Source organism: Actibacterium mucosum KCTC 23349 (assembly GCF_000647975.1).
In the GTDB taxonomy this organism is placed as follows: Bacteria; Pseudomonadota; Alphaproteobacteria; order Rhodobacterales; family Rhodobacteraceae; genus Actibacterium; species Actibacterium mucosum.
On sequence record NZ_JFKE01000006.1, the window covers coordinates 190,335 to 204,217 of the forward strand.

At 61.7% G+C, this 13,883-nt stretch carries 15 protein-coding genes; 1 reads left to right on the forward strand and 14 read right to left on the reverse strand.

Going from position 1 to position 13,883, the window contains the following annotated elements; all coding sequences use genetic code 11:
- Nucleotides 1-39: 39 nt before the first annotated feature.
- The 12 genes from ACMU_RS14910 to ACMU_RS14965 form a co-directional block, all read right to left on the reverse strand.
- Complete coding sequence (locus ACMU_RS14910; protein ID WP_152544644.1) at nucleotides 40-789, reverse strand: amino acid ABC transporter ATP-binding protein; 750 nt, start codon at nucleotides 787-789, stop codon at nucleotides 40-42.
- Between the two features lie 30 nt (nucleotides 790-819).
- The gene (locus tag ACMU_RS19790) at nucleotides 820-2,358 is read right to left on the reverse strand and encodes an amino acid ABC transporter permease (RefSeq protein WP_035261011.1); all 1,539 of its coding nucleotides are present in this window, start codon (nucleotides 2,356-2,358) and stop codon (nucleotides 820-822) included.
- Nucleotides 2,359-2,361: 3 nt separating this feature from the next.
- The gene (locus ACMU_RS14920; protein ID WP_035261013.1) at nucleotides 2,362-3,582 is read right to left on the reverse strand and encodes an amino acid ABC transporter permease; all 1,221 of its coding nucleotides are present in this window, start codon (nucleotides 3,580-3,582) and stop codon (nucleotides 2,362-2,364) included.
- A gap of 129 nt (nucleotides 3,583-3,711) precedes the next feature.
- Nucleotides 3,712-4,728, reverse strand: coding sequence for an amino acid ABC transporter substrate-binding protein (locus ACMU_RS14925; RefSeq protein ID WP_035261132.1), 1,017 nt, complete (start codon nucleotides 4,726-4,728; stop codon nucleotides 3,712-3,714).
- 222 nt (nucleotides 4,729-4,950) lie between these two features.
- Nucleotides 4,951-5,661, reverse strand: a complete 711-nt coding sequence (locus ACMU_RS14930) for an ATP12 family chaperone protein (RefSeq protein ID WP_035261015.1) — start codon at nucleotides 5,659-5,661, stop codon at nucleotides 4,951-4,953.
- A 1-nt stretch (nucleotide 5,662) separates the two neighbouring features.
- Nucleotides 5,663-6,328, reverse strand: a complete 666-nt coding sequence (locus tag ACMU_RS14935) for an HAD-IA family hydrolase (protein WP_035261017.1) — start codon at nucleotides 6,326-6,328, stop codon at nucleotides 5,663-5,665.
- The gene (locus tag ACMU_RS14940) at nucleotides 6,325-7,368 is read right to left on the reverse strand and encodes an RluA family pseudouridine synthase (RefSeq protein ID WP_035261019.1); all 1,044 of its coding nucleotides are present in this window, start codon (nucleotides 7,366-7,368) and stop codon (nucleotides 6,325-6,327) included. The genes ACMU_RS14935 and ACMU_RS14940 overlap by 4 nt, the downstream gene beginning before the upstream one ends.
- Complete coding sequence (gene crcB / locus ACMU_RS14945; protein ID WP_035261021.1) at nucleotides 7,365-7,739, reverse strand: fluoride efflux transporter CrcB; 375 nt, start codon at nucleotides 7,737-7,739, stop codon at nucleotides 7,365-7,367. Before crcB ends, ACMU_RS14940 begins: the two co-directional genes overlap by 4 nt.
- 111 nt (nucleotides 7,740-7,850) lie before the next feature.
- Nucleotides 7,851-9,167 (reverse strand): replication-associated recombination protein A, encoded by a 1,317-nt coding sequence (locus ACMU_RS14950; protein WP_035261023.1) that lies wholly within the window; start codon nucleotides 9,165-9,167, stop codon nucleotides 7,851-7,853.
- 23 nt (nucleotides 9,168-9,190) lie between these two features.
- Nucleotides 9,191-10,573 carry a trypsin-like peptidase domain-containing protein gene (locus ACMU_RS14955; RefSeq protein ID WP_035261024.1) on the reverse strand — a complete coding sequence of 461 codons (1,383 nt, stop codon included), beginning with the start codon at nucleotides 10,571-10,573 and terminating at the stop codon, nucleotides 9,191-9,193.
- 71 nt (nucleotides 10,574-10,644) lie between these two features.
- On the reverse strand, nucleotides 10,645-11,232 hold the full coding sequence (locus ACMU_RS14960; RefSeq protein ID WP_035261026.1) for an acyl-homoserine-lactone synthase: 588 nt from the start codon (nucleotides 11,230-11,232) through the stop codon (nucleotides 10,645-10,647).
- A 62-nt stretch (nucleotides 11,233-11,294) separates the two neighbouring features.
- The gene (locus tag ACMU_RS14965) at nucleotides 11,295-11,906 is read right to left on the reverse strand and encodes an autoinducer binding domain-containing protein (protein ID WP_035261028.1); all 612 of its coding nucleotides are present in this window, start codon (nucleotides 11,904-11,906) and stop codon (nucleotides 11,295-11,297) included.
- Between the two features lie 85 nt (nucleotides 11,907-11,991).
- On the opposite strand from ACMU_RS14965, the gene ACMU_RS19525 reads away from it, so the two are divergent.
- Entirely contained in the window at nucleotides 11,992-12,168 is a 177-nt protein-coding gene (locus ACMU_RS19525; RefSeq protein WP_161635690.1) for a hypothetical protein, read from the forward strand.
- Between the two features lie 71 nt (nucleotides 12,169-12,239).
- Here the strand turns inward: ACMU_RS19525 and rplQ are convergent, their stop codons facing one another.
- Together rplQ and ACMU_RS14980 are read right to left on the reverse strand one after the other, a co-directional pair.
- Complete coding sequence (gene rplQ, locus ACMU_RS14975; protein ID WP_035261031.1) at nucleotides 12,240-12,659, reverse strand: 50S ribosomal protein L17; 420 nt, start codon at nucleotides 12,657-12,659, stop codon at nucleotides 12,240-12,242.
- A 130-nt stretch (nucleotides 12,660-12,789) separates the two neighbouring features.
- Entirely contained in the window at nucleotides 12,790-13,806 is a 1,017-nt protein-coding gene (locus tag ACMU_RS14980) for a DNA-directed RNA polymerase subunit alpha (protein ID WP_035261032.1), read from the reverse strand.
- Nucleotides 13,807-13,883 lie beyond the last annotated feature (77 nt).

Here is a 13,883-nt window from a genome sequence, read left to right on the forward strand (position 1 = left end):
GCCGGGGTTCTTTAAACTTTTCAGGCCGCGATGGCGCGATCAGTGGCCCAGGATCTGGCTGAGGAACAGCTTGGTCCGGTCGCTTTGCGGATTGTTAAAGAACGCTTCGGGCTCGTTCTGTTCGACGATCTGACCGGCATCCATGAAGATCACGCGGTTGGCGACCTGACGGGCAAAGCCCATCTCGTGGGTCACACAGAGCATCGTCATACCCTCTTCGGCGAGCTCGATCATGGTGTCCAGCACCTCTTTGATCATCTCGGGGTCAAGGGCCGAGGTCGGCTCGTCAAACAGCATGATGCGCGGGCGCATGCACAGCGACCGGGCGATGGCCACACGCTGTTGCTGACCGCCCGACAACTGACCGGGATACTTGTTGGCCTGATCGGGGATCTTCACCTTTTCCAGGAAATGCATCGCCGTTTCCTCGGCCTCTTTCTTGGGGATCTTACGAACCCAGATCGGGGCGAGGGTACAGTTCTCCAGGATCGTCAGATGCGGGAACAGGTTGAAGTGCTGAAAGCACATGCCAACCTCGGACCGGATCGTGTCGATGTTTTTCAGGTCCGATGTCAGCTGTGTGCCGTCCACCACGATCGAGCCCTTCTGGTGTTCCTCCAGCGCGTTGATACAGCGGATCAGCGTCGATTTGCCCGACCCCGAGGGGCCACAGATCACGATGCGTTCGCCGCGGTTCACGGTCAGTTCGATATCGCGCAGCACGTGGAACTGTCCGTACCACTTGTTCATGCCCCGGATTTCGATGGCGACTTCGTCGGAAACTTGCATTTGTGCTTGGGTCATTGTTCCGAACCTTTCTTAGTGATGGTCGGTTTGAAGCTGACGCTCCAGCCATTGTGAGTATTGCGAAATGCCGTAGCAGACGACGAAGAAGAGCATGGCGCCAAAGCCGTACACCTCCCAGTAGACGCCGATCCATTCGGTGGCGTTCTGGATCGGTCCGCGGATCATGCCCACCAGGTCGAACATCGAGATGATCGAGACCAGCGTGGTGTCCTTGAACAGGCCAACGGCCACGTTCACGATACCCGGGATCGAGATTTTCAGCGCCTGCGGCAGGATGATCAACCGCGTGGCTTGGGCATAGTTCAGGCCCAGGCTGTCTGCTGCTTCGTATTGTCCCTTGGGCAGGGCGGCCAGACCGCCGCGGATCACCTCGGCGATATAGGCGGCCGAGAAGGCGGTGATCATGATGATCACCCGCAAGACCAGGTCGAAGTTGCTTTCGGGTGGCATGAAATAGGCCAGCATCACGTTGGCCACGAACAGCAGGGTGATCAGGGGCACGCCGCGAATGAACTCGATAAAGATCACACAGACGCCTTTGATCAGCGGCATGTCCGACTGTCGGCCCAGTGCAAGAGCAATGCCCAGCGGGATCGACAGCGACACACAGACGGTGCCAAGGATCATGTTCAGTACAAAGCCGCCCAGATCGCGCGAGGCGACCGCCTGAAGCTCTAGCCCGACAACCGAGGCCAGGCCGTCGGAAACAGGGCCAAAGACAAAGGTCAGCGCCGCATAGAGGAACAGAAGCGCGGTTACAACCGAGACAAGCCCGCCGCCCTCGTAGCTGTTATAGATCGCGTAGCCCACGAAGATGCCCATCGGGATGAAGAACAGGTAGGTAAAGCCCGACATCAGCCAGAAGGCCCCGTAGGCAACCGTGTTCAGCGCCCCGGAGGTGCCGATGGAGTTGGCGATAAAGCCCAGCTCGCCCGCGCCGATGAACAGCAGATAGGCCAGGCCAACGCCGGCGATCAAACCCACCACAGCGGCGGCGATTTTGCGCATGTCGGTCGAGATCTGCTCGCCGATCAGCCGGTACACCATGGCCGTCAGCACAAACAGCGCCAGCAGCATCAGCGGTGTCCATAGCGAGCCGCCCCAAATCAGCCAATAGGCGATGAAAGGGTAGAGCCCGGTGAACAACAGCAGCTTTCGCGGGACGGTCTGAAACAGAACCGGCAGCGCGGCCACCAGAAGCAGGACAAGGGCGATCACGATGCGGAAATAGGCCTCGGGCGGGTATTTGAACCCGAACAGCAGGTGATCCCAGCGATCCACCAGCACCGCGAAACAGGCGCCCGAGGCGCCGGCCAGAATGTCGCGGCATTCGCGCATCGATCCGGCTTCCCAGACGCCATTGGCGAACCACGGTACGATGCCCATCAGCAACCGGATGATCACGTACGCGGCGATCACCGTCAGCACTGTGTTCAGAATGCTGGAGAACAGGTTCTCGCGCATCCATTTGACGATCCCGGCCTCGGCCGCGGGTGGCGGCGAGGGCGGGATCTGTTCGGTGCGCACGAAGGAGACATTGGTGTCAGTCATGGCTTACCGCTCCTTCAGTTTGATCGAGTTGTTGTAGATGTTCATCACGAAAGAAATGCTGAGCGAGATGGTCAGGTAGAAGAGCATCAAGAGCAGCACAGCCTCGATCGCGCGACCGGTCTGCAGCAGGGTGATCCCACCCAGCGTGCCGGTCAGGTCCATATAGCCCACGGCGATGGCCAGCGACGAGTTCTTGGTGATGTTGAGATATTGCGAGATGAGCGGCGGGATAATCACCCGCAGCGCCTGCGGCAGTACCACAAGGTTCATGATCCGGCCCGGTCGCAGACCCAGCGCCCCTGCGGCCTCGGTCTGGCCCTTGGGGATGGCCTGGATACCGGCGCGCACGTTCTCGGCGATGAATGCGCCTGTGTAGATCGCCAGCGCGAACCACAGCGCGATCAGCGAACCGCGGACGGTCATGCCACCTTTGAAGTTGAAGCCCTTAAGCTCGGGGTATTCCAGCGTGATCGGGTTGCCAAGCACCAACTGCGCCAGGATCGCGGGCACAAAGAACAATGCCACGCTGGGCCAGAAGGTTGGGATCAGCTTGCCGTGATCATAAAGCTGTTTGCGCGCATAGCGGCGGAAGGCGAAGATGCCGACAATCGACAGCAGGAACACGATACCAACGATCAGCGAGCCGCTTTCGTAAATCGGTTTCGGCAGGAACACACCCCGGTTGGTCACCGCGACACTGTCAAAGAACCACATCGACGCGGTTGCGTCTTCGCCCTTGAACGCCCTTGGCGCCGGTGTCGTGTTGATCATGATCGAGAAGATGATCAGGATCCAGATCAGCACCGGCACGTTGCGGAACATTTCCACGTAGATCGACATCAGCTTGCGCACCAGCCAGTTCGGCGACAGGCGCAGAACGCCGGCGATGACGCCGATGACGGTCGCGGTGATGCAGCCAAGGAAGGCGACAATCAACGTGTTCAGCAGGCCAACGATGGCCGCGCGACCATGCGTATCCGTGCTTTCATAAGAAATCGGACGCTGGTTGATGTCGTACCCGGCCTGCGCGCCGAGGAAATCGTAACTGATGTTCAACCCGGCGGCGGCAAGGTTACGCACCAGGTTCCCGCCGATGAAGGCCATGGTCGCAATGATCGCGACCAGGGCAATGAATTGGAATGTGTATGAGCGATACCGGGTGTCGTTGATCAGCGAAGAGAGCCGAAACGACGCCGGTGCTGGCGTGTCGGTTATGGTCGTCATCCAGGACGTTCCCCGTTTGCTTTTTGGTTATTCAGGCACGTTCTTTTCGTGTGCTCTGCAAGCCCTTGCCCGGTTTTCCGGTTGCAAGGAAAAAGGGGGCGCGCGATGCGCACCCCCTTATGGTCGTTCTTACCGGAAAGGCGGCGAGTAGATCAGGCCACCGTCGGTGTATTGCGCGTTCAGACCACGCGCCAGACCGATCGGGGTTTCTTCACCAATGTTGGTGGCAAAGATCTCGCCATAGTTGCCGGCCACGCCGATGGCGCGTTCGGCCCAGTCACCGTCCAGACCCAGCATACCGCCCAGATCACCTTCGGTGCCAAGCAGGCGGTTGATCTCGGGGTTGTTGGTGCCACCGGCCAGTTCAGCCAGGTTGGCCGAGGTCACGCCCAGCTCTTCAGCAGTGATCAGCGCGTTCAGCGTCCAGCGGACAATATCGCCCCACTCGTTGTCGCCGTGACGGACCAGCGGGCCCAGCGGCTCTTTCGAGATGATTTCTGGCATGATCACGTGCGCGTCGGGATCTTCGAAGTTCGCACGCTGTGCGGCCAGCGCCGAGGCGTCGGTGGTGTACACGTCACAGGCACCTGCGGTGTACTGCTGAACAGCTTCGGCACCGGTTTCGATCGGCACGGGCTCGTAGCTGATGTTGTTCGAGCGGAAGAAGTCCGCCAGGTTCAGCTCGGTCGTGGTGCCGGTCTGGATGCAGACGGTTGCGCCGTCCAGATCCTTGGCCGAGGACACGCCCAGCTCTTTCGGGATCATGAAGCCCTGACCGTCGTAGTAGTTCACGCCGGTGAATTCGAACTTCAGGTCAACGTCGCGGCTGAAGGTCCAGGTGGTGTTACGGGCCAGCATGTCGATCTCGCCCGAAGCCAGCGCGGTGAAGCGTGTTTTACCGGTGGTCGGTACGAACTGAACGGCATTCGAGTCGCTCAGAACGGCTGCGGCAACGGCGCGGCATACCGCCACGTCGAAACCCTGCCATACGCCATTTGCGTCGGGCTCTGCGAAGCCGGGCACACCGGTGGTCACGCCGCAGTTCAGCTGACCACGTGCTTTCACGTCGTCCAGCGTACCAGCAGCAGCCATTCCGGCCGAAAGTCCAGCAACCGCAAAGGCACCGAGAATTACGGATTTTTTCATATTTACCTCTTCCTGTTGAGCCCCTTCGGCCATCTCCCTGCCGTGGGGTCATAGTTGCCAACCGTGGTTATCCACAGCAGGTGATTGGAAGTTTGGGCAAATTCGCTCTGGAAGGTCAAGAGGCGTCCAGCAGGCATTCGCCGCAAATTTGGCCAAATGGCAAAATAATTACCGTTTGGCACCGGGCCGCCGCCGAATTGTTCAGGGGAACTTGCCCTGCGCTTAAGAGGCAATCAGTTCTGCAAAGCGTACAGAGTGCTGTAACTCGGCAAATTTGGAATCAGCTAACGCGTCGGCTTCTTCGTCGCGCCCCCATTGTTCGATCTGCCATTCCTCGTCGATCCGCGACAGCCGCCATATCTCGGCCGGGTCGGCCCAGCGATGCAGGCAGCCCAGCCCCAGAACCAGCGATCCTGTCAGCGCCACCATGTCATGCAGCGCGGTCAGAACGAAGGGCGGGCAGGCATGCACCTGCGCCGCAAGATTATGCAGGCTTTGGGTCGGCTGGGTCACGGGTACGATCCCGGCCGTAACAGCCAGAGGGGCCGCAAACTCGTCGGCCGCGCGGGCCAGATACGGGGCCCATTCGGCCTCTTGTCGCGCCGCCAGTTCCTGTGGGTCGGTGGCGCGATAACACAAAAGATCCGTCTCGCCGTAAGCTGCCAGCATATCGGCGACCTCGGCGTGCTGGGGTGTTACCTTGTCGACTGCCGCATTGGCCGAGCGGGTGAAGGGCATGGTCGACGGGTCCACTTTTTCGACCTGCGCATCCCATTCCGCCGCAATTGCATCCGCCAGCGCGCGGGTCGGCAGGGCCAGCGCGGATTTGGCCGGGGTGCGCACCGGGCGACCGTCGAGTTCTACGGTGAAACCGCCCTCTGTCTCGGCCGTGGCGGCCTTGTCCCAAAACCGTTTCGGCGCCCATTCCGACATGTCAGATCCCCCAATGCCCGCGCAGAATCGCGGGGATTTGTGCAAATTCGGTGGCCTGGTGATCGGCCTGTGTCAGCGAAACGGCGGGATGGAACCCCCAATGCACGCCAATCGTGGGCACACCGGCGGTGCGGCCCATATCGATGTCATAGCTTGTGTCGCCAATCATCACCGCATCCTGCGGCGCGACCCCCGCGTCGGCCAGTGCCGCCTGCAGCATCGCAGGGTGCGGTTTCGAGGGGTGGAAATCCGCGACCTGCGTCGTGACAAAGAACCGCCGCAGGTCCAGCGTGTCCAGCAGATGGTCCAGCCCGCGTTTCGATTTGCCCGTCGCCACACCCATCAGCACCTCGTCATGGCCGTGCAGAGCCTGCAAGGTGTCCAAGGCGCCGGGGTAAAGCTGGCTGGTTTCGCCCTCGGCCCGGATCGCCTGAAACCCATCCTTGTAAAGCGAGATCAGCTTTTCTTGCGTGACCGCGTCCTGATCACCGGCCAGTTTTGCCACCGCCTGTGGCAGCGACAGGCCGACAATCGACAGCACCGCCGCGCGGTCCGGCATGGGCAAACCCAGCGCGTCAAACGCGCGGCCAAATGCCATGAGAATATGCGCCTGACTGTCTACCAGGGTACCGTCCACATCCCAAACCACCAAACGCAGGTCGCTCATTCCAGGTCCTCGAACGGATCAGCGGGCACATCGCTTTCGCGCCAATCCAGCTGCTTCCACGTGCGGGCCATATGCTCGGGCAGAGGTGCGGTAAAGGACATGCGCGCACCGCTCACCGGATGGGTGAACGACAACGAGCGGGCATGCAGATGCAGCTTGCGGCTGATTTCGCCACCCAGCTGCGCACCCCAGCCATCGCCCAGGTTTTCCTGTCCGCTGCCACCGTATTTGCCATCGCCAATGATCGGATGCCCGATCTCGGCCATATGGGCGCGCAACTGGTGTGTGCGTCCCGTCACCGGCACCAGCGCGGTCCAGCTGACCCGCCCGCCAAGGTTCGACATCACCGCGTAGTCGGTGGTGGCATGTTTGGCGCCGGGCGTGTTGTCCACGTCGCGGGGATGCAGGCACAGCATCTTTTCACCTTCGCCCTTTGCGCCATGTCCCGGCGCTTTGACCAGGCCAAAGCGGATCGTGCCCATGCCGGGCATCGGCTTACCAGCCACCGCGGCCCAATAGATTTTGCGCGTGTCACGCGCGCGAAACGCGGCCGTTAGCCCTGCTGCCGCGGCCCGGGTTCGCGCCATCAGCAAAACCCCCGACGTGTCCTTGTCCAACCGGTGCACAAGACGCGGCTTTTCGTCCAGATCAAAGCACAACGCCTCGGACAGCCCGTCAATATGCCGGGTCTGTTTGCTGCCGCCCTGGCACGGCAACCCGGCGGGTTTGTTCAGCACGATCAGGTGGTCATCGCGATACAGCACCGCGCGCTTCATCATCGCGGTGTCGGCATCCGACACGCGCGGCTTGGCCTGCGCGGTGATCTGGCCGGGCTCGGGCAACGGCGGCACACGCACCACCTGCCCCGCCTCGACACGGGTTGCCGGTTTTACCCGGCCGCCATCCACGCGAATCTCGCCCTTGCGGCACATCTTCTCGATCCGGCCCTGGCTGACATGCGGGAACTGCCGACGAAACCAACGATCAAGCCGCTGATCGCCATCGCCGGGGGCGACATTCACCTGCTGTACACCGCTCATGCGACCACCCCGCGCGCCAAGAACAGCCCCGCCGCCAAAGCCACAATCGACACCAACACCGAGCCGCCCACATAAAGCAAAGCCAACCCCACCTGCCCGCGCTCAAACAACGTCACCGCGTCCAGGGAAAAGGCCGAAAACGTGGTGAACCCGCCTAAAACACCGGTCATCAGCAATGGCGAAAACCGCCCGCCCGACTGCACCAGAACCACGGCCAGGATACCCATCACGAACGAACCCACGACGTTCACCACAAACGTACCCCAGGGAAACCCCGGCCCTAACAGCCGCAACGCCGCCAAACCGGTCAGATACCGGGCCGACGCACCAACCGCGCCACCCAATGCCACTTGTGCCAATGTCATCCACATGCAGCAGGTCCTGAAGCGGCACGCCACGGATGTCAAGCAGCGCCCACCCGAGCGCAAAGCCGAAGGCGGCGCGCGAGACAAAAAACTTGCGCCGCAAGGCGCACGATTGGGTTACGACCGCTGCGCGCGCAGTTTGACAAAATAATCCAGCCGCCGCTTCAGCTCGCGCTCGAACCCGCGCTCAACGGGCTGGTAATACACCCCGCGCGCCATGCCATCGGGGAAATAGTTCTGACCGGAAAACCCATCGGCGGCATCGTGATCATATTCATACCCATCCCCATAACCCTGTTCGGCCATCAGCGCCGTGGGCGCGTTCAAAATGTGTTTGGGCGGCGGTTCTGATCCCGTTTTGCGCGCCGCAGACCGGGCGTTTTTATAGGCCGCATAGCCCGCGTTGGATTTTGGTGCCAGCGCCAGGTAAATCACCGCCTGCGCCAGCGCCAGCTCCCCTTCGGGGCTGCCCAGCCGCTCGTAGGTTTCCCAACTTTGCAGGCACACGGCTTGCGCCTGCGGGTCGGCCATGCCGATATCCTCCACCGCCATCCGGGTGACGCGGCGGGCCAGATACCGCGGGTCTTCGCCGCCTTCCAGCATGCGCGTGAACCAGTAAAGCGCCGCGTCGGGGTCTGAGCCGCGCACCGATTTGTGCAGGGCCGAGATCAGGTTGTAATGCTGGTCCCCCGATTTGTCATACTGCGCCGCGCGCCGTTGCAGCCGCGCGCCAAGGGACGCGGGGTCCAGCGGGGTGTCGACCCGCCAGGCCGCGACCTGTTCGATCAGGTTCAACAGCGCCCGCCCGTCGCCATCGGCCATTTCCAACAGCGCCTCGCGCGCCGGGCCGGTCAGGGGCAGCGCGCGGTCCAGCTCGCGCTCGGCCCGCTGGGCCATCAGCTCCAGCTGCGCCAGGTCGAGCCGTTCCAGCACCATCACCTGCGCGCGGCTGAGTAGGGCCCGGTTCAGCTCGAAACTGGGGTTCTCGGTGGTCGCACCAACCAGAAGGATGGTCCCGTCCTCCATATGCGGCAGGAACCCGTCCTGCTGGGCCTTGTTGAAGCGGTGGATCTCGTCCACAAACAAGAGCGTGCCGCGGCCCTGGCTGCGGCGCAGCTTGGCGGCCTCGAACACTTTACGCAGGTCCGGCACGCCGGTGAAGATCGCGCTGATCTGCACGAAGGCCAGATCGGTCTCATCCGCCAGAAGCCGCGCGATGGTGGTTTTGCCAACGCCGGGCGGGCCCCAGAAGATGATGGAGCCAAGCGAGCCCGAGGCCAGCATCACGCCCAGCGGACCTTCGGGGCCAAGGATGTGGTCCTGACCGATCACGTCGGTCAACGCACGTGGTCGCAGACGGTCCGCAAGCGGACGCGGCGTGGCAGCGGCGCCTTGGTCGGGCGTGGCGGGGGTCTGATCAAAGAGGTCGGCCATGCGCCTTGTTTAGCCCAGTGTCGCTAGAGACGGAACCGCAACACGCCCAGTTGGTTGCCGCGCTGATAGCGGAAGGTCCAGGTGCGGCGGTCAGCGCTGGCGGCCTGGGCCACGTCGGCGGTGGTGTCGATCTGCTGGCCGTTGATGTTCAGCAGGATATCGCCAACCCGCAGCCCGCCGCGCCCGGCGGCCGGTCCGGGGGTGACAACCATCACGCCGCTTTCGACCCCGCGCAGGTTGAACTCGGCCGCGACGGCGGGGTTCACATTGGTGACCGAAAGCCCGGACAGCACGCGGCCATTGGCGATTTGCACCGGGTCGCGCGGCGGGGTTTCCGGGGCACGCATCATGGTGACGCTGGCCGCGATCAGGTCACCCGCGCGCAGGAATTCAACGGGCGCGGCGGCCCCGTTGGGTTCAGTGGCCATGCGGAAGTAAAGCTCTTGCGGGGTGTTTACGGCGACACCGCCAAAGGCCACGATCACGTCCCCCACACCAAGGCCTGCCGCACGGAAGGGGCTGTCAGAATGCAGGTCGGCGATCACGATGCCTTCGGGCCGGTCGAGGCCCAGCGCCTCGGCCATGGCGGCATCCAGCACCTGCGCCGTGATGCCCGCCCAGGGGCGCACAAAATTGGCGTGGCCTTCCAGCGCCTGATCGACATAGCGGCGCACCAGGTTGGCGGGGATGGCAAAGCCGATGCCGTTGGAGCCGCCCGAGCGGGTCAGGATCGCGGTGTTCACGCCCACCAGCCGCCCGTCCATATCCACCAGCGCGCCGCCCGAGTTTCCGGGGTTGATCGGCGCGTCGGTCTGGATGAAATAGCCGCGACCCGATCCAAACGACAGGCCCGACCGCGCCAGACCCGACACGATGCCCGACGACACGGTCTGCCCCACGCCAAAGGGGTTGCCGATGGCCAGCACCAGATCGCCAACCTCGACCGCGTCGCTGTCGCGGAACGCAAGCGCCGGCAGGTCCTGCGCGCCGCGCAGTTTCAGCACCGCAAGGTCGGCCTCTTTATCACCCAGCAGCACATCGGCGATGAACTCGCGCCGGTCGGCCAGCACCACGCGGATTTCGGTCGCCATGCCGACCACGTGATAGTTGGACACAACCATGCCTGCGGGCGTCACGATCACGCCGGAGCCCAGCGAGTTTTCCACCCGCGGCACCAACCGCCCCCGGTCGCGGAACATTTCCGAGAACATCGGGTCGTTGGCAAAGGGGCTGACGCGGCGTTCGACAATGCGCTTGGCATAGATGTTCACCACCGCAGGCGCGGCGGTTTTGACCACCGGGGCAAAGGAAAGCTGCAGCTGCGCGGATGATTGCGGCACCTGGCTGTCTGCCTGTGCAAAGGGCGCGGCGAGGGTCAGGGCAATGGCCAGAAAAAGTCGTTTCATTGGGGGGGCACCTCCGGCCGGCAGTAACCGACAGGAGGCACCCCAAGTCAATACGACCCCCCGGATCGTGATCAGTGCAAATGATCGCTGAGGTCCAGCGACACGCATTGATAGTCGCCATCATCGATAAAGACCTTGCGACCGATGGCCTTGGCCTTTAGCCCCACGCGTTTCATCCACAGGCCCCAATTGGCCGGTGTCAGGGCAATCACCTGTGTCGCGCCAAGCTCGCGCGAGGTTTTGGCCATGCCCCCGATCAACTCCAGGTAAATCTGGATACGTTGTTGCAGCGGGGTTTTTGATGCGACAAAGGCGCGGGTGCATTCCCACACATGGTCATCAACCGGGGCATCCATTTCCAGCAAATCCTTGGGAATGCTGTCCAGAAGGCCGCGCTGTGCGTCGCGGATCATGTAGGAATAGATGCCGCAGGTGGTCGTGGTGGGGGTCAGGCGCACACCGGCAAGGATCTGCCCGCCGTCGTGTACGGCAATCCAGCGACTGGCCGGGGTGTCATACTGATCATATTCCATCCCCATCGCCTCGGGCAGATCCCATTTTCGTTCGACGATGAAGCTTTCGCGTCTGGCGCGAAGAAGGTTCGCAAAAAGCTCGCCATGGCTGTGCAAATTGGCGAAACTGAGGGTGGTTGTTTGCATGGTCTTAGTCTCCACTGTGGTTGAGGAACTGAGGGTCCCTGCTCAGTCGGAGACTGCGTACCTTACAAAAGCCGGAAGTCTTTGGCGCGCTGGATAGCTTCGGCGGTGGTTCTGGCCATGAGTCTTCGGCGGGCCGATGACAGGCGAGCCTTCAGCGCGCTTTCAGATATTCCCAGCTTGGCCGCAGCGGCAGCGTGGCGGTCTCCTGCGGCGATGCATTGCAGGGCTTCGATCTGTGCGGTGGTCAGGCTTTCGGAAGGTTCCGTAAAGACGTGCAACCGCTGAATTATCTTTTCGGCGCTGTTGATCTCTTCATCGGTGAACTCGCGATCGTCGCGGGCAATCGAACCGATGGTGCGCGAGGTGATCTCGCCGAATGAAACCGTCGCGCCATAGCGTAGGCCGAACTGGGCAGCCTGATCCATAATACCAAACGGGTCGGGGATTCCCATTTCCGACCAACGCACACTGCCAACCTGCGAGAACCCCCAGGCGGTTGTAGGGTCACGCAGGGCAAAGGCCTGCTGCGTGTAGTGGTCCACCCAGTCACGGTCATACGTGTTAAACGTCATCAAGGGCGCTGCCACACGGATATGAACACCGATGTAGTAGCCTTTGGGGGATATTGCGCCGAGCATATCTAGAGCGCTGTCAATCGCTACCTGAATGGCCATGTCCTTTTAGACAAGTTGCTTGATTTTCAGTCAACCTTAAATTGAGGGGTGTGACTGTACTAGAATTAAGGATTTGGAGCCTGTTGTGAAGGAGATTCATCCCAGCCTGTTTACCAAGGTGATGCGGTTCCCCGAACCGGTACGCCGGGATGTGCTGGAATACCTGGGGGCAACCCCCGTCATTGACGATCGGCTGAGCCAGTTGATCAATGACATGTCGCGCGGTTTCGACGCGGCGCATAAGGCAGAACGCCGCCAATAAAAGACCTGCCAAAATGGCATGAAAAAACCCCGCCGGCTGGCGGGGTTTTTCGTTTCCGGGATTCGGAAATCTTATTCTTCAGCGGCCTCTTCGGCAGCAACACGTGCTTTGTCGGCTGCGCCTTTGGCGTCGATGTCGCGGTCAACGAACTCGATAATGGCCATCGGTGCCATGTCGCCATAGCGGAAACCGGCCTTCAGGACGCGGACATAACCACCCTGACGTTCGGCATAGCGCGGGCCCAGAACATCGAACAGTTTCGCAACGTGCTGATCCTGCTTCAGGCGGCTGGCGGCCAGGCGGCGTGCGTGCAGGTCACCCTTTTTGCCGAGGGTCACCAGTTTCTCGACCACGCGGCGCAGTTCCTTGGCCTTGGGCAGAGTGGTTTTGATCTGTTCGTGTTCAATCAGCGAGCCGGCCATGTTTGCGAACAGGGCTTTGCGGTGCTCGTGCGTGCGGTTTAGGCGACGATAGCCTTTCGCGTGACGCATATTTCTTCTCCTACTTCGTTTTGCTTTGTCCGGCGGCCCGTGCGTGCGGGCCGCTCACCTTGGGGCTTGCGCCCAAATAATCCCCGCCAGGTGCGGGCATTGCGGGTGGCCAAAGGCCACCCAGAAGTTCTTAGAACTGGTCCTCGAAACGTTTGGCCAGGTCTTCGATATTCTCAGGCGGCCATTCCTCGACATCCATGCCAAGGTGCAGGCCCATGCCCGACAGCACTTCCTTGATCTCGTTCAGCGACTTGCGGCCGAAGTTCGGGGTGCGCAGCATCTCGGCCTCGGTCTTTTGGATCAGGTCGCCGATATAGACGATGTTGTCGTTCTTCAGGCAGTTGGCCGAACGCACCGACAATTCCAGCTCGTCCACTTTCTTCAGCAGCAGCGGGTTGAACTCCAGACCATCGTCTTCGTCCTGACGTCCGGCGGCCTCGGGCTCGTCGAAGTTCACGAAGATCGACAGCTGATCCTGCAGAATGCGCGCGGCAAAGGCCACGGCATCTTCGGGGGTGATCGACCCGTCGGTTTCGATCTTCAGCGTCAGCTTGTCATAGTCCAGCACCTGACCTTCGCGGGTCGGCTGCACGTCATAGGCCACCTTTTTGACCGGCGAATAGATCGCATCGATCGGGATCAGACCGATGGGCGCATCTTCGGGGCGGTTCTTGTCAGCAGCGACATAGCCTTTGCCGGTGTTCACGGTCAGCTCCATGAACAGGTCGGCGCCGTCATCCAGGTGGCAGACCACGTGGTCTTTGTTCAAAACCTCGATGCCCGCGGATTCCGAGATGTCGCCGGCGGTCACAACACCGGGGCCCTTGGCGGCAATCGACACACGCTTGGGGCCTTCGACATCCATGCGGATGGCCACGCCCTTGAGGTTCAGAACGATGTCGGTGACGTCTTCGCGCACACCGGCAACCGACGAGAACTCGTGCAGAACGTTATCAATCTGAACGCTGGTGATCGCGGCGCCTTGCAGCGACGACAGCAATACGCGGCGCAGGGCGTTGCCCAGCGTAAGGCCAAAGCCCCGCTCCAGCGGTTCAGCGACAGCAGTTGCCTGACGCGCGGGGTCATTGCCCGGCTTTACGTCCAGCTGTGTCGGCTTGATGAGTTCTTGCCAGTTCTTGTGGATCATGCGTGTCTCCTCAATTCCTGTCTGCGGCCCATGTCCCTTGCCGCAAACGCCCGAGGTCAATCAAAAACGGAAAATCC